This window comes from Archangium sp. (assembly GCF_057119385.1).
In genome coordinates, this window is record NZ_DBNGVP010000157.1 from 1 (window position 1) to 21,305 (window position 21,305).

Below are 21,305 nucleotides of genomic sequence, written 5' to 3' on the forward strand. Positions count from 1 at the left end.
AGGCGGTGGGAGGAACGGGGCTGAGGGTGATGATGCTGGCGGCCAGCATGGGAGTGGCCAGGGGCCTGCCCGAGGTGCCACAAGGAGGACTCGGGGCGCTGTTGCGTGTGCCCCGGTACTCCTTGCCGGAGGGCATGACGCTCAACGGTGCGGCGGCGGTGCAGATGGCGGCCGATGGCACCATCGTGGTGACGGGCGCGGCGGCGGGCACGGCGGCTTCCGCCGTGGGAAGCGCCTGCACGGATGGGACCGAGAGCAAGGCGGGCTACCACTGGCACCACCTGGCGACGAACAAGAACGAAATCTCGGATCTGTCTGGTGGCCCCTGGACACCGTTGTTCGAGTGGCTCTTCACGAAAGCGGGGATGAGCCTGGACGCGAAGGAGAACCTCGTCTACCTCAAAGGACATAAAGGTCCCCATCCTGCGGAGTACCATTCGGATGTTTATCGGAGGCGTGCAGAGGCGCTCGCAGGTTGCCGGACTGTTGCGCAATGCAGGAGCAGCCTGTTGAGAGAGCTCAAGAGGCTTGCGGACGAGGTTTGTACTCCTGGATCCGAACTTCACCAATGGGTGACGAAGCCCTAGTCGGACAGCGGGAGAAGCGCATGGCGCGATATTTCGATTTGATGGACGACAGGCAATCGCTCTCTCGTTGGCACCTGGGCACTCCTGTTGACGAGCAGGGGCAGGAACTCGACCCCTGGCAGTTCAAGGAGGGGCGCTGGCTCGAGTTGGGATGCGTACCGCGATTCCCACTCGATGTTCGCGGAGATCCGCTGGATTACTGCTGGGCCGCTTTCTCCATTCCTGTAGTCCATGGACGAGTCGTCCAACTCTTCGAGCAGTTGGGTGTCCGGGATGTGCAGTTCATCCCCGCGCAAGTCGAGGGGCGTGAAGGGCCCTATTTCATCCTCAACGCGCTGAGCATCATCCGGTGTATCGACGATGCCAGGAGCAGGCGGGTGGAATACTGGAGGCCCGAGGATGAGCGTCCCGACAAACTGGGGCAGTACCGGGTTGTGTCCGGCATGCGCATTGACCCGTCCAAGGTGGGCGATGCCCGTGTGTTCCGGCCCTGGGGTTGGCGGGTAGCCCTCATCGTCTCCGAGGACCTCAAGCAGGCCATGGAGGCCGAGGGCATCACCGGCACACGGTTCATCGAGGTGTGATGCCCGCCTGGCCGGAGAGCGCTGGAGCGGGAGCCCTGTGCCCTCGCCCGGCTTCGGGGTGAGCCACCTCCCGTGCTTCTGGTAGAAGTCGGGCGGCATGAACACTCCCGAGACCTCCGGCATCGTCCTCAGCGCGGCGGTGATGACCAAGGACAGCCTGCGCACCCTGAAGGACTGTCTCGACTCGCTCGACTTCTGTGACGAGATCGTCGTCGTGGATGACCACTCCACCGATGGCACCTGGGAGTACCTCCAGTCCCGCGGTGGCAAGGTCCGCGCCTTCCAGCGCAAGCTCGACACCTTCGCCTCGCATCGCCGGGCCCTGTGCGCGCAGGCGCGCGGCCAGTGGGTCCTCATCGTCGACGCCGACGAGAAGGCCATGCCCGGTCTGGGCGAGGAGATCCGCGAGCTCCTGCGCCGCGGCCCCCAGCACGATGCCTACCACGTCCCCCAGAAGAACCTCCTCCCGAGCCACTGGCCCAGGCCGGTTCATTTCTGGATCTCCCAGAAGCGCCTGCTCCGGCTGGGCAAGGTGAGCTGGGCCGACTCGGAGTGGATCCACGTGCCCGCCCTCCACGAGGGCAAGGCGGGCCGGTTGAAGCACGGGCTGCTGCACCGCTCGTACGACTCGGTCTCGCACCTGTTGCGCAAGCAGGTCAGCTACGCCCAGAGCGGCGCGAAGCACTTCCACTCGCGCGGACGCCGCGCCTCCATGCTGCGGGCGTGCACCCACTCCGTGGGAGCCTTTCTCAAATTCTATCTTTTCAAGGGCCTGTTCCGTTTCGGCATGGGCGGACTCACGGTCGCCACGGCGCTCTCGTTCCACTCCTTCGCCAAGTACGCGCTCCTGTGGGAGCTGGGCTCCGGCGTCCCCGAGGGCGAGCGCAAACTGGTGCCGGGCGACCGGGTGACCTAATCTCCGAGGTCGGCTGGCGCGGCCCGCTCCACGAGGAGGGTTCCGCCCGGCCTCGGAGGGTGGATGGAGCTGGTACCCCTGCATGGATGGAACCTGTCACCGAAACAGGCGGTGGCACTGCAGCGGGAGCTGCGCGAGCGTCTGATATTGCGTCCGCCCCCGGGGCTGAAGGTGGAGCGGGTGGCGGGCGCGGACATCTCCATGAGCCGTGGCGAGGACACCGCGTACGGAGGCATCGCGGTGTTGGACGCGGGCACGCTGGAGCCCGTGGCCCAGGTGAGTGTCGCGGTGAAGCTGCGCTTCCCCTACGTGCCGGGGCTGTTGTCCTTCCGGGAGCTGCCGGTGCTCTCGGAGGCGTGGGCCCGGCTGAACGTGCGGCCGGACGTGCTCATCTTCGACGGACAGGGCACGGCGCATCCCCGGCGCTTCGGGCTCGCGTGCCATGGCGGGCTGTTGTTCGGCGTGCCCTCCATCGGGTGTGCCAAGTCGCTGCTGGTGGGCGGGCACGGGCCGCTGGGCGCCGAGCGCGGCTCGGTGGCGGAGATCACCCACGCGGGCGAGGTGGTGGGCATGGCGGTGCGCACGCGCCCCAACGTGCTGCCCGTCTACGTCTCGCCGGGGCACATGATGGACCTGCCCACGGCGGTGGAACTGGTGCTGCGCGTCACGTCCCGCTACCGCGAGCCCGAGACGACGCGCCATGCCCACCGCCTGGTGAACGAGGTGCGCCGCTCGGCGAAGGGGCCGTAGCCCACGGACGTCTCAGTGCAGCAGGGCCTCGGGCCGCGTCTCGGCCACGGTGCGCACCTGCCGGGTGAGGATGTCGTTGAACCTGCCGGGCTCCTCGAAGGGGGGCGAGTGTCCGGAGTGCTCGAACCAGAGCAGCGTCTTGCGCGGGGCCTCCAGCTTGTCGAAGTAGCGCACGGCCAGCTCCGAGGGCGTCACGTGGTCCTCGCGCCCGAGCAGGAACCAGACGGGCACCTCCAGCCGGGGCACCTGGGCCTCCAGGTCCAGCCCGGCCAGCTGCGGGTACACGCGGGGGAACGTCTCGCGCATGCCGAGGAAGAAGCGCACCTTGTCGCGCAGCGAGTACTCGGGCGCGGTGAGCACCGAGGAGAACAGCTCGGGCATCAGTCCCCGGCGGCCGGCATGGCGGCCCGCGAGCGAGTACAGCGTGAGGTAGCGCTGCGCCATGTCGCGGCCGGTGTAGGGCGGCGGGCCGATGCGCGCCAGCCGCGCGAGGGCCCGGTAGTCCCCGTAGCGCATGGCCAGCTCGTAGGCGCGCAGGTGGCTGACGGTGTCGTTCTCCAGGAAGTTCACCTGCTGGCCCGTGCCCACGTATGCGTGGACGCGCTCGGGGCGGCGTTGGGCCAGCAGCACGCCGAGGATGCTGCCCCACGAGTGGCCCACGATGAACACCTTCCGCTGGGAGAAGCGTGTCGTCAGCAGCTCGAGCAGCTCGCTGGCGTCGGAGACGAACTGGTCCACCGTGAGGCCCTCCGGGTCCTTCCGGGCGGAGTAGGACCTGGCGGCGCCGCGCTGGTCCCACTGCACGACGAGGAAGTGCTCCTCCAGGGGCGCGTTGAAGTGGCGCACCCAGGCCATCTCGGAGGCGCCGGGGCCTCCCGACAGGTAGAGCAGCAGCGGGTTGTGGAGGCTCCGTCCGCGAATCAGCAGCCACTGCTCCACGCCGCCGAGCCGCACCTGCTCCAGCGAGGCGATGCCCTCGGACACGGGCCGTCCCCGCGCGTCACGGAGCCGGGGCGTGGAGCCCTGGCTGCTCCATAGCCGGGCGCCCAGGGCCACGAGTGGAAGCCCTATTCCCGCCCCAGCGAGGATGCGTCGGGTCGAACGTTCCATGTCACTCCTCCTCGCCTCCAAAGCTAGTCACGCAGCCGCCTGCCCCCGGAGGCCGCTGGCCTGCCTGGCACCCGGCTTCCGCGCTCAGGAGGAGACGCTGAGGACGAGCAGGACGGCCAGGCTCACCAGGCTCTCTCCGGCGATGAGGCCCGAGGCCAACGGCACCGTGACGACATCCGCGAGCGTGGGCCTCGCGCGGGCCAGGAGCGCCGCGGCCGCCGAGCCCAGGAAGATGGACAGGGAGGTGGAGGCGGGCAGCACGAAGGCGATGCCCAGGCCAATGGGTGAGGGGATGAAGCGCCGGGCGGATTCGGGGGCGAAGCGCTCCAGCAGGACGAGCCCCACGCCCAGCAGCGCGCCCGCGAGCGCACTCCAGCGCGACACCTCCGGCAGGCCTCCCAGTCCCGAGGAGAGCACGCGCGCCACGCCGGCCACGATGAAGCCGGAGGGAGCGGGGAAGCGTTCCTCGGAGACGGCCGAGACATCCGGCACGAGCAGGTAGAAGACGGGGACGATGAGGGCCGAGCCGACGACGCAGCCCCAGAGCTGGGCGAGGAACGTCTGCCGGGGCGCGGCGCCGAGCAGGGTGCCCGACTTCACATCGGTGAGCAGGTCCGCGCTGGAGGCGGCGATGTTGCCGGAGAGGCTCGCCGCCACGGTGTTGGCCAGCATGTTGCCCGGCATGAGGATGCCGAAGGCGAGCTGCGCCACGTGGCCCAGCGGCCCCGAGGGCGTCATGTCCGTCTCGCCCGTGGCGCGGCACGCCACCGCCGCGAGCGCGAAGGAGAGCAGCACCCCCAGCAGGCCGAGCGGGAAGGGAAGGTCGAAGGCCACCGCGCCCACCGTGGCGAGTCCCAGCGAGAGCAGCACCACCCCGGCGAGGAACCATGTGCGGGGGACGTCCGTGGACTCGGGCAGCTCACCGGGGGCGCGGCGTGCGCCGAGCAGCGCGCCGAACGTGCGCCGCAGCAGGCCCCGCTGGAGCGCCAGGTGGGTGAAGGAGGCGCTCGTCACCAGCGCGGCGCCGGGCCACATGCTCCACTCGAGGATGCCGTAGTAGCCCATCTCCTTCAGGAGCCCGTGCCCGTGCAGCCAGGGGGCGAGCCCTCCGTAACACACGAGCGCGCCGAGCAGCAGCGAGGCCCCGGTGCGTAGGCCCACGAGGGCGCCGGTGCCCAGTGGCAGGAGCATCAGCTCCACGGAGAAGGTCAGCTCCGTCAGCGGCACGCCGAGCAGCGCACCCGGCAGCGTGAGCGTGACGGGGATCAGCTGGAGCCCATCACGCGCGAACGCGAGCACTCCGGCCCCGAGCGCTCCGAAGCCGAGGGCCCGTGCGCCCCCGCGGCCCGCGGAATCCCCGGCGTGCAGCGAGCGCGCCACCGAGGCCGCGGCCATGCCCGAGGGGAAGGGCAGGGGCTCGTGGCGGATGAAGGCGCGCTGCATGGGCAGGGCGAGGACGACGCCGAGCGCGGAGCTGAGCAGTGTCCACAGCAGCAGGGCCCACATCGGCGGGTGGTGGCCGGCGAGCAGCAGCCAGGCCACGCTGGCGGTCACCAGGGTGCCACCGGTGGAGTAGCCCGCGGAGGAGGCGGCGGACTGCATGGCGCTCGTCTCGCGGAGGCTGAGGGGCGGGCCGAAGCGTGAGGCGCTCAGCCGCGAGAGGGTCCGCTGCAGGCCGAGCCCGACGACACAGGCGATGAGGGCGGCGGGGAAGGCCAGGCCCGTCTTCAACCCCACGTAGAGGTTGGACAGACACATGAGCGCGCCGATGAGGCTGCCGAGCGCGAGCGCGCGCGGGGTGAGGGCCGAGGGGGGCTCTCCCACTCGGGGCGTCTCCGCTTCGGGGACGGCGGGTGCCGCCTTGGCTTCGTCTCTCGCTGCGCCCACCTGCATAGGTCTCCAGGATACCGCCCGGGCCGGGTGTCCCGAAATCCACTCCGCCTGGCTCCTGGAGGACAGGCGGGCGGGCGGCGTCGTCCCGGGGGCTTAGACGCCGGGCCGCAGCTTCTCCAACCCGGCGAGCACGGCCTTCAGCTCGGGCGTCTCCAGCGCCTTGTGCACCGAGGCGAAGAACTCCGAGAGGTCCCCCGCGCCCTGGTGCTCGTAGATGGTGGCCTGGAAGCCCATCTCCAGCCGGTCCACCTGGCGCACCAGCCGGGCCTCGAAGGAGGTGCCGTGCTCGTACTCCCGCCACAGCGCGAGGTACTCGGCCCCGCGCGGCAGCTTGGCGAGGATCCGCTCCACGGCCTCCTGCTCGCGCTGGAGCTTCTCCTCACGGCTCACCGGATCATGGGGGGTGATGTCCCCGGCATAGGCTTCGCCCAGGTCATGCAGGAGCGCGATGCGCACCACCTTGGAGGCATCCGCCTCGGGGAAGTAGCTGTCGGCGAGGAACAGGCTCAGCAGCGCCACGCCGAAGGAGTGCTCGGCGACACTCTCACAGCGCTCCCGGGCGATTCCCACGCGCAACCAGCCCTGGCGGTAGAGCTGCTTGAGGTGGTTGAGCTCGAAGTACGCCTCGATGAGGGCGAGGGTGCTCCGGCCCTGGAGGAACGCGACGGGGGCGGCGGCCTTGGTCTGCATGGGCCGGCATGGTAGCGCGTAGACCTTTTGGGGCGGGCCGTCCGTTGATGGGGACATGACGCTCGCCGCCGCGCTCCCCCGCGACCCGCGCTACCTTCAAATCGCCTTCCTCTCCTGCTTCCTGGTGGCGGGCGTGGGGTGGCTGGGCTTCGACGTTCCCGTCTGGCAACCGCCCCTCATCATGCTCACCTCGTGCCTGACGCAGTGGGCCATGACGCGCCTGTTCCGGGCACCGCCGGTGGGGTACCTCTCGCCGCTCATCACCTCGTTGGGGCTGTCGCTGCTGCTGCGCACCGATGCCTTCTGGGTGGGGCCCTTCGCCGCGGCGGTGGCCATCTCCAGCAAGTTCGTCCTGCGCGCGCGCGGCAAGCACCTCTTCAACCCCACCAACCTGGGCCTGGTGGTGGCCATGCTGCTCACCTCGCACGCGTGGTGCTCGCCCAGCCAGTGGGGCCACAGTGGCGCGCTGCTGGGGTGGTTCGCGGCGTTCGGCCTCGCGGTGGCGCACCGCTCGTTCCGCTCGGACGTGAGCCTGGCCTTCCTGGGCGCGTGGGTGCTGCTCAAGGCGGCCCGCATCTTCTACCTGGGCGCGCCCTGGGCGAGCCTCCAGCACCAGCTGTCCGCCGGTGGCCTCATCCTCTTCACCTTCTTCATGATCTCCGACCCGAAGACGACGCCGGACCACCGCGTGGGCCGTGTCCTCTATGCCGTCTGCGTGGCCGGGCTCGGCTTCTTCATGCTGCACGGCCTGTGGTGGCAGAACGCGCTCCTCTGGGCGCTCTGCCTCGTCTCTCCCCTCACTCCCCTCATCGACCGGGTCCTGCCCTCGGGCCGCTTCCAGTGGCCGGGAGGCGGGGCTCCGGAAAGGAACGACGCATGCGTTTCCGTGTCCTCGCAGCCGGCCTGACGGCTGGATTCCTGACGCTCGCCGCGCCCGCCGCCGAGGCCTTCTGTGGCTTCTACGTGGGCAAGGCCGACTCGAGCCTCTTCAACGAGGCCTCGCAGGTGGTGCTGGTGCGCGATGGCGAGCGCACCGTGGTCACCATGTCCAACGACTACAAGGGCCAGCTCACCGACTTCGCGCTGGTGGTGCCGGTGCCGGTGGTGCTCGAGCGCGAGCAGATCCACGTGGGCGAGCGCAAGTACGTGGAGCGGTTGGATGCGTACTCCGCGCCGCGGCTGGTGGAGTACTTCGACGAGGATCCGTGCGCCCCGCAGCTGGCGTACGAGGATGCCGTGCCGATGATGGCCCCTACGGCCGCGGGGGCTCCGATGGACGCGGTCCGGCGCAAGAGCCTGGGCGTGACGGTGGAGGCCGAGTACACCATTGGCGAGTACGACATCGTCCTGCTGTCGGCCAAGGAGTCGTCGGGGCTGGAGACGTGGCTGCGCGAGAGTGGCTACAAGATTCCGCCGCGCGCCGCGAAGGCGCTCGAGCCGTACATCAAGCAGGACATGAAGTTCTTCGTGGCCAGGGTGAACCTGAAGGAGCACAAGGCGAAGGGCTTCAACTACCTGCGGCCGCTGCAGATGGCCTACGAGTCGAAGAAGTTCATGCTGCCCATCCGCCTGGGCATGGCGAACGCGAAGGGGCCGCAGGACCTGGTCATCTACGCGATGACGCGGACGGGCCGGGTGGAGTCCTCCAACTACCGCACGGTGAAGATTCCCAGCGACATGGACATCCCCGTGTTCGTGAAGGACGAGTTCAAGCAGTTCTACCCGGCGCTCTTCGAGAAGGCCCACGCGCGCGAGGAGAAGCGTGCCCTCTTCACCGAGTACGTCTGGGACATGGGGTGGTGCGACCCGTGCGCGGCGGATCCACTGAGCCCGGAGGAGCTGAGGGCGCTCGGGGTGTTCTGGCTGGACGGGCAGAACGGCAACATGGGGGGAGGCTCCCAGGTGGTGCTCACGCGGCTGCACGCGCGCTACGACGGAGAGCACTTCCCCGAGGATCTGGTGTTCCAGGAGACGAGCGACCGGCAGAACTTCCAGGCGCGCTACGTGCTGCGGCACGCCTTCAAGGGGGCGCTGGCGTGCGAGGCGGGCAAGCAGTACCTGCGGGAGCTGGACAAGCGGCACCAGCGGGAAGCGGAGACGCTGGCGAACCTCACGGGCTGGGACCTGGGCACCATCTCCAAGAAGATGGGAGACGACGCGCCCGGGAAGAAGGCTGGGGGCGGCAAGGCGCCGGAGCCCTGGTACAAGCGCCTCTGGCAGTGAGCCGCGCGGTCATGAGCCAGGCCAGAGGGCCGTGTTCCACCTGGGCCTGGTCCTGTTGCCCGCCCTCCTGAGGCGCTGAGGGCCGCTGGAGGAGCGGGAGGAGAGTCGCTCACCAGGTGTGCCTGGCGTCGTTCGGGGGGGCTCGGCCGTCTCCTTGTAGCGCCTGCGAATCACGCCGGAGATGACCTTGGTCGCAACGGCTCGTCATCGGCGAACTGCGAGAGCGCCGGAAACAGGGCGGAGACCTCGCGTGGCTCGAAGCGGCAGAGGCCAAGGGCGTACCAGAACGCCGGCGCGGTTTCTCCTTCGCACCTGTAGCGGCCATCGGCACGCAAGGCGATCCATCCATCCGGAAGATCGAGGAGCCTCGCGAGCAGTGCCTCGGTGCCGACGTCATGGAGGCACACCACCCCATCGTTGCAGGCGACCGCGAGGGTTGCTCCGTCCGGACTGAACGCGAGACTCAGCGCCGCGGCCGGGTGACCCCCAAGCATGCGTGCGACGGAGCTCCCTCCCAATGGATGGAGCCAGACATTCCCATCCATTAGGACGCAAGCGAGGAGCTTCCCGTCCGGACTGAATGCCATGCTCCGAACCGCAATCGTGAGCCGGAGCTCTCCCAGACTCCTCTTTGCCCCCATGCTCCAGAATCGAAGCGTCTTGTCATCACAAGCTGCTACGAGCTGCTCTCCATCCGCTCTGAATGCAATCCTGCGGACATGCGCCTGGATATCGAAAGTGCCCATCTCCTGGTATCCAGGCAGGCGCCAGAGTTTGATGCTTCCCAGGGCAGCGACTGCGAACCATCGTCCATCCGGGCTGAAGGCGAGATCAGCGGGCCGCAGGCTCTGCTGCGTGGCCCGCTCCATGAGCCGACGGCTTCGCCCGTTTCCAACGTCCCAGAGTGAAATGACACCGTTGTCGGCCAGCGAGGCCAGGGTGGCTCCATCCGGACTGAGGATGACCTTGTAGAACTCTCCGGTGTAGCCCGTGAACATCCTCTGTAGCTTCACCTCCGCGGTGCTCCACACCCTGACTGTCCTATCGGTGTCGACCGCAGCCAACCGCGAACCATCCGCGTTGAAGGTCACGGCCCGAGCAGATTCGGAGTACCCCTCGAGTACCCGCACACGTCTTCCATGCACGACATCCCAATAGGACAACGCGTCATCATCAGAAGCGCAAACGAGCGTGGCTCCATTTGGACTGAAGGCAACGCGAAGAGCCGCAGCTGAGTCTTCGCCGTCCAGGACGTGCAGTGCCTTCTTGTCGGTCAAATGGGAGATCAACACGACTCCGTCCTCCGAAGCCGAGGCCAGCAGCGTGCCGTCCCGATCGAAGGAGACGGACACGACGGCATCGTCGTGCTCGGCCAGGAAATGCATGGCGGCATCCCCCGTCAGGCTCCAGAGTGCCACCGTGGTGTCCTTGGCCGCGGAGGCGAGCAGCGTTCCATCTGGACTGAAAGCAACGTCCAGGACAGGGCCCCGATGTCCTTCGAGGAGGAGCGGCTCCCGCTCCTCGAGCAGGCTCCAGACGCGAATCGTCCCGTCATAGGAACCAGCCGCCAGGGCCGTTCCATCTGATTTGAAGGTCACGTCCGAAACGGGTGCTGCCATGTCCTCGAAGACCCGCAGCACGGTGACCTCTTCCCCGGGATTCCAGAGCACGACCTTCGCATCATCGGAGGCGGAGGCCAGCTTCGTTCCATCCGGGCTGAAGGCCACCCCATTCACGTGACCTGTATGCATGAGAACGCGGAGAAGCTGCCCCTGCTCCACGCTCCAGAGCCTGACGGTCCTGTCTTCCGATGCGGAGGCCAGCAGCTTCCCGTCTGGACTGAAGGAGACCTCCCGGACCGGTGCCGCATGGCCCTCCAGCTCCTGCAGGGATTGCCCCTGCTCCACGCTCCAGAGCATGGCTGTCCAGTCTCTCGAGGCGGAGGCCAACAGCTTCCCATCCCCGCTGAAGGCGAGATCCGTGACGGACTCCTCATGCCCCTCGAGGATGCGCAAGACCGTTCCCGTCGCGACATCCCACAGACGGAGCATTCCGTCATCGTGTCCCGTTGCCAGGAGGTTGTCGGTGGGGCTGAAGGCCACGGCGGAGATCGGGGACCCTGGTGCGAGCTGGGGCACGGGCGCCCCATGGCTCGTGAGGGCCGCACCGAAGACGTCCGCGCCTTCCAGCGAATCCACCTTTGCTCCCAACAATCGGGCGGCACGCATCCTCGCTCCCTGGAGCACTGCCCCGCGCAGGTCTGCTTCGACCAGGTTGGCGCCGGACAGGTCCGTCCCCGTCAGGATGGCCCCCTGGAGGTTCGCACGTGTCAGGTCCGCACGGGCCAGGCTGGCGCCCTCCAACCGCGCGCCCGAGAGGTTGGCGCCCACCAGGGTCACCCCGGCGAGGTTCGCCTTGCGCAGGTTGGCCTGGTGGAGATCGGCGCCCGAGAGATCCTGTCCGCGCAGATCGCTCCCCTCGAGGTTCTTGATGGCTTCCCCTTCCGCCGCGTTTCCCCCCAACAGACGAAGCCGCCCCAGGACGTGGAGCGCGTTGCGCTTGATGACGCCTGCCTCCGCCGAAGCGGATTTGGCTTCGGCCCAGGCCCTCGCGGCGCCGCGTCCAGCCAGGGCGATGAAGAAGTCGGCCATCAGGTCGCTCATCTCACGTTGGCCGAGCGCGGGCGCTTCGCCCCCTTCTCGCACCTGCCCCGCCGCCATCTCCGCCACCAGCCACTCCATCACCGACTGATGGACGAACGAGAAGCGCCCCTCCTCATCGCGCACCAGCAGCGAGCCGGAGCCAAGCTGGTGCCTCACCTTCTCCAGCTCCAGGGATTCGCCACCCTGGGCCGCCGCCGCGAGGAGATCCTCGGGCAGCTCGTCCATTCCCACCGTCCGCTCCGTGCGTCCCCACATCAGCAGGGCCAGCCGGGTGGCTCCCCTCCGGAGCTGCTCCAGGCTGAGTCCCTTGGGTGCGCCCCTGGGGTTGACGCGGACGTACTCCCCGTGGAGCCACCGCTCGATCAGCAGCGCGTACAGCGTGGCGGAGGTGATCTCCCCCTTCTCCCCTTGCCGGGCGGCCTTCAGCTTCTCCGCCTCCAACTCGATGATGAAGCTCAGCAGCCGGGGGTTCTCCGACAGGCCCAGCAGATCCCTCACATCCCGCAGCAACTCCATGCGCTCGTGGGCGGCCTCCTCCCCTCCCAATCGCTTCACCAGGAAGTGGCGGATCTGCTGCTCGCTGAATCGCTCCAGCTTGATGAGCCGGTAGCCCGGGATGGCCTCCGCCTTCCGGGCCAGCTCGAGCTTGACCTGATGGTCGTTCAGGAAGTGCTGCGTGCGGCTGGTGACGACGATCTTGGCCTTGCCCTGTGCCGCCTCGAGCAGCGTCCCGAAGTGCTCCATCGCCCGGTCATAGGTCACGCGCAGGGCCAGCTCGTCGAAACCATCGAACAGCAGCGCGATTCGTCCCTCCTTCAGCATGTAGAGGAACTTCTCCAGCTCGAATCGCAACACGTCCGCGCCCGCGAAGTGCTGGGCCACCAGCTCGTTCAGCGTGCGTTGCTTCTGCAGTGCACGCAGCTCGATCAGCACGGGCACCAATGCTCCGCCCTCCTCCTTCCCCATGCGCCGTGCCAGCTCGTGCAGCAGGAACGTCTTGCCTGTCCCGAAGTCACCCAACACCAGGGCGAAACGCCGGTCCGGCTCGCTGAGCACCCCCCTCAGGGCCTGAAGGATGTCCTCCGTGGCCTCGGCGCCCTGTCCCCCGACACTCACGTGGCCCCGCTGCTCGACGTAGTAGGCGGGAGGGTAGATGAGATCGCTCTCGAGCTTCGCCGTCTGCCGCCGAAGGTAATCCGTGAAGTCGATGAGGCCCTGGTACTCCTCGAAGCTCAGGAGGTTGACCCGCTTCGACTCGGCCAGCCGGGCCAGCTCTGGAGGCGCGGCATGTCCCACGTGGACGAGCGTCGAGATGACCGAGGGATAGAGGTACTGGTAGCGGGCATGGATGCCCCGGATGAAGGTCTCGAGCGCCTCTCGCGTGATGGGCTGGTCGAGCGCGGCCACCGGGTAGATGCGGGGAAACTTTCCATCCCGGCCCGAGACCTCCAGGTACGTGCCAAAGGGCGGGGCGCCCACCATGCGGTCGAGCTGCGTCCCCGGCGGCTCCCGCAGTGCACACGCACGTTCGACCCGGCTGAGGAAGTCGTCCCGGCGTTCCTTTCGGACGACGGGTTCCTCGTCATTCAGGCTGGCCGGGCGCCTGGGGTGCTCCTTGCGCGCCAGCCGGTTTCCCGGCTCCCTCGGGCGGACGTACCGGCGGAGGAACGCCATCAGGAAGGCCGCCGACGCGTGGCACGCGAACGCGCGGAACGCATCGTCCTTGTCGTGGTCCGCGTGATCGGACACGGCCTTGGCGATGATGGCGCGCCGGTTGAGTTGCTCCGCCACGAACTGGATGGCCGTGGCTTCCATCTCCACGCCCAGCACCTTGCGCACGTGGCGCTCCAGCTCCAGGAACAGCTTGGGATCCTCCCGTACGGTCTTGCCCGTGGCGATGGGCGCCACATGCACTCGGAAGTCCGGCTCCCGCGCTTCGTTGTCGGGATCGAGCAGCCGCTCCTCCGCGACCCGGGCCCGTCCTTCCTCCGTCAACCGCAGCACTCCTCGAGTCGAGTCCAGGAGTCCCTTCTCCCGCAGCTCGGGGATGAGGCTGGCCCACCCGGGGCATCGCGTCTTGCGTTCGGGGTGCTTGTCCGGTGATGGGGCCCCCTGCTGCTCGTGCGCATCGAGCGCCAGGAGCAGCCAGCGTGTCTGGGCCTCCCGGGTCATCGGGCGCTCCAGCACGGGCTTCCAGGTCTTCTGGAACTCCTGGGCGAAGTAGGTGGCCTCCATCCTCCACGTCGCCTCGAGGTTGTACGTGGTGATGTCGCGGAAGTGGCCTCCGCCATCGCTGGCTGGCGGGCCTTCCACCAGCTTGCCATGGTCGTAGCTGAACACGCGGTCCGCCACGATGACGTCCCCGAGCGAGACCTTCTTCCGCCGGCCCGCGCAGATTCCGCACATGGCGAGGCACGCGGGGTCCAGCTCGTCGATCAACCGCACGGCCCGGGTGGCCGCCGAGGTCTCGCCCATCTCCCCCGACCACGCCGCCGCCACCCGGAGGGTCTCACCGTGCTCGTTCCGGAGCTCACGGACGTGGAACGGAAAGTCATACTGATCCCGTTTCAACTCCCAGGCCTCGCGGCCCGCGCCCTCCACCTCGAGGTCAAGGACGGCATCCAGCTCGTCCTTGAGCGCTGTCACGATCAGCACGTCCATCCCAGGACCGTTCATACAGGCCACCCTCCGGCTGGAGCACGGATACCACAATGCTCCACGTCCTCGAGTGGAAGGAGCCAGTAGGCGAGCACGCGGTGACTCCCGCCTGCTGAGGACCCTGGAGGGTGCACCTTATTTGGTGGGTTCTCCGGTAGGCCCCTGGTCCTGGTCTTCGGGCTCCGCCACGTTGGCGGCCATGGAGAAGGGGTAGATGGAGCGGTGATTGATGTGGGGGTGATACACGGCGAGGTGGAGCTCTCCCGCGATCTGGATGACAGCTTGTGTGGGCGGCATGGCCTGATTCTGGAGCCACGCCTCCGCCTCCTGCCTTGTCGCGAAGGAAGCCACGGGCGGTGGAAGCCCTTCACGCATCCGCTCTCCGAGATGGTATTCGAGCACGGGGTGAGGAAAGAGGCGGCGGTGGTTCTTCTCGCGGATGTAGATGAGATGGTGATACTGGTCCGCCACCAGGATGTACGCTGAAGAGGGCGGAGCCGGGTGTTCCCTCAGCCATGCGTCCGCTTGCTCGCGCGTGTTGAAGGCCGCCACCACGCGAGGAGGGTCGTCAGAGGCGAGGTGCTTACGATAGTCCTCGAAGGAGTAGAGCTGGCCCGTGGAGTCGATGAAGAGAAGGGCGTCGAAGAGGACGTCCAGAAGCTCCTGCTGCTCCTGGGATTGAGTGGTGGTCCGGAGCTCCGCGAGGAAATCCGAGGCCTTGGTGATGAGCTTGCGTGTGTTCATCGGGGTCCCTCCGCGACAGGGATTCCCGACGGAACTTTCGTGGACGTCATCAGGAGCACGGGCGCGAGGACGACGACTCCCGCGCCCGCGGAAACCACCACGAAAGTCACTCCTGAGACGACGATGATGCTCCCCACCAGCACTTCCGTCCGGTGCTGTCTCAGCCAGTGGATGACACCATCCACCCCAGTGACCTCCTGGGGGCGTAGCTTCTCCAGCTCCACGCAGTCATCATATGCCTGCTGGCACTCGCCTCGGCAGAACTCTGATTTCCCGCCGCTCTTTCGTGGAGATGTGAAGCCCCCATACCCACGAGGAAGCGGGCGTTTCATGCACTTGCGGTAGCACTCTCGATTTTCTTCATCACAGTCTCTCGGCCGGGCCGCTGCGGTGACGATGCGGCCTGCCTGTTTGCCAGTGTTTGATTGGAGTTGGTCCGGCGGAAGCTCGAGGCCGTCGATGGGTTGCCACGAGTGGGTGAATTGGCCATCGCCGCTTTCCTCGATGATGAGCACGAGGTGGGAAGGACTGGTTGCGCTCGTTGGGGTGGGCGGCGCATGGTGGGTGGCGCTACACGAGATGAGCAATGCGCTCAGCATTGCGGCCATGAGCTTCCGGTGCGTTCTTCTAGACCTCATGGGCGCACCCTACACCCTCCAGTCCAGGCTCAGGGCTGCTCGCGGGCCTGGGTCCCCTTCGCCGGCAGCACCTGCTCCGTGACCTCCAGGAGGTCGAAGGGCTTGTCGTACCAGGTGATGAAGCTGCGATCCTCCAGGGGCTCCATGTTGGCGCCGAAGCGGTGCTTGAGCAGCAGGCGGAAGCTGTTGACCGGAGTGATGGACGGATAGAGGTGGCGCCGGACCTCGTCGGGCACGTAGTACGCGTTGAGGATGGCGGTGCGCTCGCGGATGACGGGCCCCCACTGGTGCTTGTCCTCCACCTTCTGTCCCGGATGGGTCGAGGCCGGGCCGTGGTCTCCCTGCACGATGATGATGGGCGGATGCTTGCTGGTGGCGAGGATGTCCTCGATGGCCGCTTGGATCCGGCGGTTGAGGTACTCCATCTGCTCGATGTACTGCGGCCTGGCCGCCCAGCCCCCGGTCCTCAGCGTCCACTGGTACTCCAGCGGGATGTCCGCCCGGATGTTGCCGTGGCGATCGAAGACGTAGGGATGGTGGGGCAGCAGCAGGTGGAAGAGCGTATAGGTCGGCCCCTCGATGCGCGGGACCTCCTCCAACTTGTCGAGCATGAACAGGTGCAGGTCCGCCACGCTCGGCTGGGGCAGCCAGTGCAGATACGTGCGCAGCAGCACGGTGGTGAACTCGTTCTGCAGCAGCGGGTGGCGGAACTGGTAACGCTGGTCCGCGATGAGGGACGTCTCGGTGCCGCCGTAGTTGGTGTCGAAGTGGATGTAGCGGTAGCCCTTGGACTGGAAGAAGCGCCCGACCTCGTGGTCGTGAATCAAGTCATAGAAGGGCGTGAGGACCTTGCTGTCCGCCTCGAGCGGCGCGATGACGTCGTCGAGGTAGCGCATGTTCAGCGTCGAGGCCACCGACAGGAAGGTGAGCGGGTAGTTGGACACACTCTGGTCGGCCACGAAGAAGCCGCGCTGGCGCAGGAACCCGGTGAAGCCGGAGTTGTCGAACTGGTAGACGTCCTTCAGGACATCCTCACGGGCGTAGCCATCGAGGATGATGTGGTAGACGTCCGGCAGCGCGGGGTCCTCGTTCGCCACCCGGGAGGGGCGTGCCGGGGGAGCGCGCTCGCCGGCCAGCGCCGCCCGGGCCCGGACTCCCTGGATGATGCCGTTCGCCGAGAAGAGGATGCTGATGCCGGCGAGCAGGGTGAGGAACCGGGACGGCTCCATCAAGTCGTGCGGCGTGCGGAGCAGGTAGCGCGCACCCGTGACGAACAGACACAGGAACACGAGCCCCAGGCCCAGATGGAGATCCCGTGTCCGGGCAATCACATCCAGGTCCTGGAGGGCGTGGAACACGTGCCCGTAGAGGTAGAAGAGGCCCACCAGGAGCGACACGAGCATCGCGGCCCGGGGGAGCTGGCGGAGCGCGAGCCACGTGAGGCCCAGGAGCACGGCGGTGACGGCCAGCACGGCCCCCAGCGGGGCGAGCACGGCGCTGGCCTCGACCTGGCCGATGTTGTGGGCGAGCAGGAAGAGGACCGGCGCGCTCCCGAGCAGGAAGGGGTGAATCAGCCACGACTTCTTCATGGGTCCACCGCCTCTGCGTTACCGCTCCTGGGGGAGGCGTTTCATCAGGAACAGCGTGCGCCGGGTGCCCGGGATGTCGAGCGCGCGCAGCGTGGCGAAGTGCGGCGCGAACGCCGCCTCGAAACCCTCGCGGTGGTACGTGGGGAACACGTCCTTGCGCGTGGTGAGCAGCTTGACGACCTGCGAGTCTTCCTTGGGCACGAACTCGATGACGAGGTGGTGTCCCAGGGAGGCGAGGAAGGCGGCCACGCGCTCCAGCGGCACGTTGTTGGAGATGGCCAGGTGGTGGATGAGCCCCAGGGCCATCACCACGTCCACCGGGCCGCGCTCGGCCAGCGAGCCGCGCTCCGCGTTGGCCCAGCCGAGCCCCGGGCTGGGGTTGGTCAGGTCCAGCAGCAGCGGGAGGACGGACGGGTCCTTGTCGTCACGCACCCGGCGGTAGTTGAACTCGACGGCGTTCGGGTCGATGTCCCACGCGACCACGCGCGCGCCCGTCTTGCTGGCGACGCGGCTGAAGACGCCGGTGTTGGCGCCGAGGTCCCAGACGGTGCCCGGACGGACCTGCTCGAGCAGCTGCTCGAGTGCCTTGCCCTTCTCGTCCAGACCCTTGGAGCCGTAGTTGTTGTTGGCCTCGTAGTAGTCCGCCCACTCGGTGTGGGGCGTGGTCCACCGCTGCTTGAGGATGGCGTTGCGCAGGCTGGCCACGAGCGCCCGGAAGGCATGCTGGCTGAAGTGGTGGGACGTGGTGGCGCGGGTGGCCTCCACGGCCTTGTCCGCGTACTTGAGCTGGCTGCGCGCGTGGGCGTGCACGTGCATGCCGAGCGCGAAGGAGAAGCGGGTGCGGCCCGGCAGCAGGCGGCTGGCGAGGTCGAGCGGGACGCCGTCGATGTAGAGGCGCAGGAGCTGGCCGAGCCGCACATCGGTGTGGCTCATCAGGGCCAGCGGCGCGAGGAAGTGCTGGCAGAATTGCCGGTAGGCGACCCAGGGTCTGCCTTCCTCGTACTTCTCGAAGCTGAGCGTGTCGATGAGCAGGGGCCGGCCATCGACGAGCTGCACGTTGTAGGCGCTGGCGTCCTTGAGGCTCAGGCCGCGGGCGAGGGCCTTGTCCTGCACGTCCAGGGTGAGCAGGGCCGCGTCCTGGAGCTGGCTGAAGGACCACTCGTACGGGTAGGAGATGAAGGGGAGCTGCCGCGGGCGGAGGACCTTGTAGGCCCCCGGGGCGGCGGCCAGCCCGGGCTCCACCTCGTCGTGGGGGATGAGCTGCCCGGCCTGGACGAGCTCCGCGTGGAGGCCGCTGCTCCGCAGCAGCTCATAGTCCTCGCGGTAGCTGTCGTTGACCTGCCGGTAGACGATGCCCTCGCGCCGGAAGACGAAGCCGCTCGGATCCCGGAAGGAGGCGGGCTCCGGGAGCGGTCCGGGACCACCGGGAGCGCGGGGGGCTCGCTCGGCCATGCTCATGGACTAGGCCTTGGGCGGAGTCTGGGAGTTGGAGGACTCCGGCGCGGTGCCCGGCTTGTTCCCGGAGCCGAGCCGCGACTTGAAGAAGTTCTTCACGCGCTCGCGCATGGTGGTGAGCATGAGCCCCAGGCTCAGGATGCCCGCCATCAGCATCTGGAACAGAAAGCTTCCGGTGCCCGGGTCGATGTAGGCCAGCACCTGAGGCAGGGACGTTGCCGCGTAGAGGAGGATTCCCATGGTTTCTGGGCGGGGACGATAGCCCAAGCGGCGCCATGGGGCCCAGACGCAATCCATGGGGCTCGCGCGGCAGGGCCGCTCTCTCGCCCGCCGTACGAGCCAGCGAGGGGGGCCCGATTGGACCCCCCTCTCCGTCCTGCTAACCGAGCATCTCGCTCAACAGGCGCGCGAGGGCCTTGGGGTCGGCCTGGCCGTTGGTGGCGCGCATCACCTGGCCGGTGAAGAAGCCGGTGAGGCCCTTCTTGCCGCCCCGGTACTCGGCGACCTTGGCCGGGTTGGCGTCCAGCACGCCCTGGATGGCGGCGCGCAGCTGGCCCTCGTCGCTGACGACGCGCAGGCCCTTGCGCTCCACGATGCTCGCGGGCGCCTCGCCCGAGGCCTGCGCCTCCGCGAGCACGTCCTTGGCGATGCGGGCGCTGATGCTGCCCTCGGCCACCAGCGTCACCAGCGACGCGAGCGCGTCCACGCTCACGCGGTTGGTGCCCTCGCGAATCGGCGTGGCCAGATCGTTCACCACCCAGGGCGCGAGCTCCGCCAGCCGCTTGCCACCCGCGGCCTCCAGGTACGCGGCGAGCTGCGGCTCGCGGGCGAGCATGGACGCGTCGTTCTCGGTGACACCCTGCTGGCGCAGACGCGCGGCCGTGGCCTCCTGCTCACTGGAGAGCGCCGGACGCACCGGAGCCTCCGCGGGAGCCTTGTCCGCCTTCTTCTCCGTCCGGGGCTTGCCCTCCGCCTTCGCGGGCTCCGCGGCCTCCTTCTTCCCCCACGTGTCCTTCAGCGTGATGATGCGGTTGAACACGAGCGCGTCAGCACGGCTGTCCACCGGATCCCTCCAGAAGTACCCGGCGCGCTCGAACTGGTAGCGGGCCTCGGCCGGGTCCTTGGCCACGCTCGGCTCCACGAAGCCGCGCGTCACCACCAGGCTGTTGGGGTTCACGAAGCGCATGAAGTCCGTGTTCACCGGCTGCGTGTCGTCCTCGTGGCCCGGCTGCTCCGGGTCGAACTGCTGCGCCTCGCTGTCGGGCTCCGGCACCGTGAAGAGCCGGTCGAACAGGCGGAACTCGGCGCTCACGCCGCGCGTGGCGCTCACCCAGTGGATGACGCCGCTGGCCTTGGCGTCCTCGCCGAGCAGTGTCACGCGCAGCTCCGACGGCTCGCCGTCCGCGCCCGTGATGACCTCGTCGCAGCGGATGATGCCCGCGCCGCGCAGGCGCACCGTGCCGCCCGGGGTGAGCCGCTTGAAGCCCTTGGGCGGATCCGCGCTGAAGTCCTCGCGCTCGATGACGATCTCCCGCGTGAGCGGCACCTCGCGCACGGCCTTCTCGGTGGCCACGCGCTCGCCGTTGGGCATCGGCACCTTCCCATCGGCGCTGCTCACCTCCTGCTGCGGCCAGTACGGCAGGCTGAGTGTGCGCTCGGCCTCCAGGTTCTGGATGACGGCCTTCAGCGGGCGCGTCACGGCCATCACGCGGGGCGCGCGGAGGTTCAGGTCATCGCGCACGGCGTTCTCGAAGAGCGCCAGGTCCACGGTGCGGTTGGTGCGGCTCACGCCAATCTGCGAGGCGAAGGCCCGCACGGACTCGGGCGTCACGCCGCGGCGGCGCATGGCGCTGATGGTGGGCATGCGCGGGTCATCCCAGCCCTTCACCACGCCCTCGCGCACGAGCCGCCGCAGCTTGCGCTTGCTGACGACGGTGTACTCCATGCTGCGCCGGCCGAACTCGTGCTGGCGCGGCGCCGTCTTCCCCGTCTCCTTGTCGGGGAACAGGTTGTCCATCAGCCAGTCGTAGATGGCCCGGTTGTCGATGAACTCCAGGCTGCACATGCTGTGCGTGATGCCCTCGAGCGCGTCGCTGATGGGATGCGCGAAGTCATACATCGGGTAGATGCACCACTTATCCCCGGTGCGGTAGTGGGACGCGTGGAGGATGCGGTACAGCACCGGGTCGCGCAGCTTGAAGTTCGGGTTCGCCAGGTCGATCTTCGCGCGCAGCGCGTGCTCGCCGTTCTTGAACTCGCCGGCGCGCATGCGGCGGAAGAGGTCCAGGTTCTCCTCGACGCTGCGGTCGCGGTACGGGCTGGGCGTGCCCGGCTGCTCCACCGTGCCGCGCAGGCGCGCCATCTCCTCGCCGCTGACGCTCTCCACGTACGCCAGGCCCTTGCGGATGAGCTGCACCGCGAAGTCATGGAGCTGCTCGTAGTAGTCCGAGGCGTAGAAGAGGCGCGAGGTGTCCCAGCCCAGCCACTTCATGTCGCGGATGATGCTGTCCGCGTACTCCTGCGTCTCCCCCTCGGGGTTGGTGTCATCCATGCGCAGGTGGCAGACACCGCCGTAGTCCACGGCCGTCATGAAATCCAGGTAGCTGGCGAACGCGTGCCCCAGGTGCGCGTAGCCGTTCGGCTCCGGAGGGAAGCGCGTGACGACGCGCGTGTGCCGCCCGGACTTCAGGTCCGCGTCGATGATTTCCGTGATGAAGTTCGGAGACACACGGCGCGTCTCGGGCGCGGGAATCAGGTCAGCTGGCTGCTTGCTCGTCATGGGCTCCTTTACTATCGCCGTTCCGG

The 21,305-nt window shown here is 68.1% G+C and carries 16 protein-coding genes; 6 read left to right on the plus strand and 10 right to left on the minus strand.

Going from position 1 to position 21,305, the window contains the following annotated elements:
• From AC16DP_RS38125 to AC16DP_RS38140, 4 genes are all read left to right on the plus strand, one after another.
• A partial coding sequence (locus tag AC16DP_RS38125; RefSeq protein ID WP_483956950.1) for an AHH domain-containing protein occupies nucleotides 1-587 on the plus strand: 587 nt, incomplete at its 5' end.
• A gap of 20 nt (nucleotides 588-607) precedes the next feature.
• Nucleotides 608-1,171 carry an imm11 family protein gene (locus AC16DP_RS38130; RefSeq protein ID WP_329726840.1) on the plus strand — a complete coding sequence of 188 codons (564 nt, stop codon included), beginning with the start codon at nucleotides 608-610 and terminating at the stop codon, nucleotides 1,169-1,171.
• A 97-nt stretch (nucleotides 1,172-1,268) separates the two neighbouring features.
• Nucleotides 1,269-2,087, plus strand: coding sequence for a glycosyltransferase family 2 protein (locus tag AC16DP_RS38135; RefSeq protein WP_329726841.1), 819 nt, complete (start codon nucleotides 1,269-1,271; stop codon nucleotides 2,085-2,087).
• Nucleotides 2,088-2,150: 63 nt separating this feature from the next.
• Nucleotides 2,151-2,837 carry an endonuclease V gene (locus AC16DP_RS38140; RefSeq protein ID WP_329726842.1) on the plus strand — a complete coding sequence of 229 codons (687 nt, stop codon included), beginning with the start codon at nucleotides 2,151-2,153 and terminating at the stop codon, nucleotides 2,835-2,837.
• A gap of 12 nt (nucleotides 2,838-2,849) precedes the next feature.
• Here the strand turns inward: AC16DP_RS38140 and AC16DP_RS38145 are convergent, their stop codons facing one another.
• From AC16DP_RS38145 to AC16DP_RS38155, 3 genes are all read right to left on the minus strand, one after another.
• On the minus strand, nucleotides 2,850-3,947 hold the full coding sequence (locus AC16DP_RS38145; protein ID WP_329726843.1) for an alpha/beta fold hydrolase: 1,098 nt from the start codon (nucleotides 3,945-3,947) through the stop codon (nucleotides 2,850-2,852).
• Between the two features lie 84 nt (nucleotides 3,948-4,031).
• Nucleotides 4,032-5,834, minus strand: coding sequence for an OPT family oligopeptide transporter (locus AC16DP_RS38150; protein ID WP_329726844.1), 1,803 nt, complete (start codon nucleotides 5,832-5,834; stop codon nucleotides 4,032-4,034).
• 99 nt (nucleotides 5,835-5,933) lie between these two features.
• Complete coding sequence (locus AC16DP_RS38155; RefSeq protein WP_329726845.1) at nucleotides 5,934-6,530, minus strand: HD domain-containing protein; 597 nt, start codon at nucleotides 6,528-6,530, stop codon at nucleotides 5,934-5,936.
• Nucleotides 6,531-6,585: 55 nt separating this feature from the next.
• On the opposite strand from AC16DP_RS38155, the gene AC16DP_RS38160 reads away from it, so the two are divergent.
• Nucleotides 6,586-7,437, plus strand: a complete 852-nt coding sequence (locus AC16DP_RS38160) for an RnfABCDGE type electron transport complex subunit D (RefSeq protein ID WP_329726846.1) — start codon at nucleotides 6,586-6,588, stop codon at nucleotides 7,435-7,437.
• On the plus strand, nucleotides 7,407-8,753 hold the full coding sequence (locus AC16DP_RS38165; RefSeq protein ID WP_329726847.1) for a DUF2330 domain-containing protein: 1,347 nt from the start codon (nucleotides 7,407-7,409) through the stop codon (nucleotides 8,751-8,753). The genes AC16DP_RS38160 and AC16DP_RS38165 overlap by 31 nt, the downstream gene beginning before the upstream one ends.
• Nucleotides 8,754-8,923: 170 nt before the next feature.
• Here AC16DP_RS38165 and AC16DP_RS38170 read toward each other — a convergent pair whose 3' ends face one another.
• From AC16DP_RS38170 to AC16DP_RS38200, 7 genes are all read right to left on the minus strand, one after another.
• Complete coding sequence (locus AC16DP_RS38170; RefSeq protein WP_329726848.1) at nucleotides 8,924-14,092, minus strand: WD40 domain-containing protein; 5,169 nt, start codon at nucleotides 14,090-14,092, stop codon at nucleotides 8,924-8,926.
• 117 nt (nucleotides 14,093-14,209) lie between these two features.
• Nucleotides 14,210-14,818: a head protein gene (locus AC16DP_RS38175; RefSeq protein ID WP_329726849.1), complete on the minus strand. Its 609-nt coding sequence runs from the start codon at nucleotides 14,816-14,818 to the stop codon at nucleotides 14,210-14,212.
• A complete protein-coding gene (locus tag AC16DP_RS38180) occupies nucleotides 14,815-15,042 on the minus strand; it encodes a hypothetical protein (RefSeq protein WP_329726850.1) in 228 nt (75 codons plus the stop codon). The genes AC16DP_RS38175 and AC16DP_RS38180 overlap by 4 nt, the downstream gene beginning before the upstream one ends.
• A gap of 443 nt (nucleotides 15,043-15,485) precedes the next feature.
• Nucleotides 15,486-17,045, minus strand: a complete 1,560-nt coding sequence (locus AC16DP_RS38185; protein ID WP_329726851.1) for a hypothetical protein — start codon at nucleotides 17,043-17,045, stop codon at nucleotides 15,486-15,488.
• 18 nt (nucleotides 17,046-17,063) lie between these two features.
• Nucleotides 17,064-18,497 (minus strand): class I SAM-dependent methyltransferase, encoded by a 1,434-nt coding sequence (locus AC16DP_RS38190; protein WP_329726852.1) that lies wholly within the window; start codon nucleotides 18,495-18,497, stop codon nucleotides 17,064-17,066.
• Nucleotides 18,498-18,506: 9 nt separating this feature from the next.
• Nucleotides 18,507-18,740 (minus strand): hypothetical protein, encoded by a 234-nt coding sequence (locus tag AC16DP_RS38195; protein WP_329726853.1) that lies wholly within the window; start codon nucleotides 18,738-18,740, stop codon nucleotides 18,507-18,509.
• Between the two features lie 139 nt (nucleotides 18,741-18,879).
• A complete protein-coding gene (locus tag AC16DP_RS38200; RefSeq protein WP_329726854.1) occupies nucleotides 18,880-21,279 on the minus strand; it encodes a glutamine--tRNA ligase/YqeY domain fusion protein in 2,400 nt (799 codons plus the stop codon).
• Nucleotides 21,280-21,305 lie beyond the last annotated feature (26 nt).

Excerpts from the sequence above, each read along its gene's own strand:
- AC16DP_RS38135 (WP_329726841.1), top strand. The coding sequence starts at position 1,269 with ATGAACACTCCCGAGACCTCCGGCATCGTCCTCAGCGCGGCGGTGATG.
- AC16DP_RS38165 (WP_329726847.1), top strand. The coding sequence starts at position 7,407 with ATGCGTTTCCGTGTCCTCGCAGCCGGCCTGACGGCTGGATTCCTGACG.
- AC16DP_RS38160 (WP_329726846.1), top strand. The coding sequence starts at position 6,586 with ATGACGCTCGCCGCCGCGCTCCCCCGCGACCCGCGCTACCTTCAAATC.
- AC16DP_RS38200 (WP_329726854.1), bottom strand. The coding sequence starts at position 21,279 with ATGACGAGCAAGCAGCCAGCTGACCTGATTCCCGCGCCCGAGACGCGC.
- AC16DP_RS38170 (WP_329726848.1), bottom strand. The coding sequence starts at position 14,092 with ATGAACGGTCCTGGGATGGACGTGCTGATCGTGACAGCGCTCAAGGAC.
- AC16DP_RS38185 (WP_329726851.1), bottom strand. The coding sequence starts at position 17,045 with ATGAAGAAGTCGTGGCTGATTCACCCCTTCCTGCTCGGGAGCGCGCCG.
- AC16DP_RS38140 (WP_329726842.1), top strand. The coding sequence starts at position 2,151 with ATGGAGCTGGTACCCCTGCATGGATGGAACCTGTCACCGAAACAGGCG.
- AC16DP_RS38145 (WP_329726843.1), bottom strand. The coding sequence starts at position 3,947 with ATGGAACGTTCGACCCGACGCATCCTCGCTGGGGCGGGAATAGGGCTT.
- AC16DP_RS38155 (WP_329726845.1), bottom strand. The coding sequence starts at position 6,530 with ATGCAGACCAAGGCCGCCGCCCCCGTCGCGTTCCTCCAGGGCCGGAGC.
- AC16DP_RS38130 (WP_329726840.1), top strand. The coding sequence starts at position 608 with ATGGCGCGATATTTCGATTTGATGGACGACAGGCAATCGCTCTCTCGT.
- AC16DP_RS38175 (WP_329726849.1), bottom strand. The coding sequence starts at position 14,818 with ATGAACACACGCAAGCTCATCACCAAGGCCTCGGATTTCCTCGCGGAG.
- AC16DP_RS38195 (WP_329726853.1), bottom strand. The coding sequence starts at position 18,740 with ATGGGAATCCTCCTCTACGCGGCAACGTCCCTGCCTCAGGTGCTGGCC.
- AC16DP_RS38190 (WP_329726852.1), bottom strand. The coding sequence starts at position 18,497 with ATGGCCGAGCGAGCCCCCCGCGCTCCCGGTGGTCCCGGACCGCTCCCG.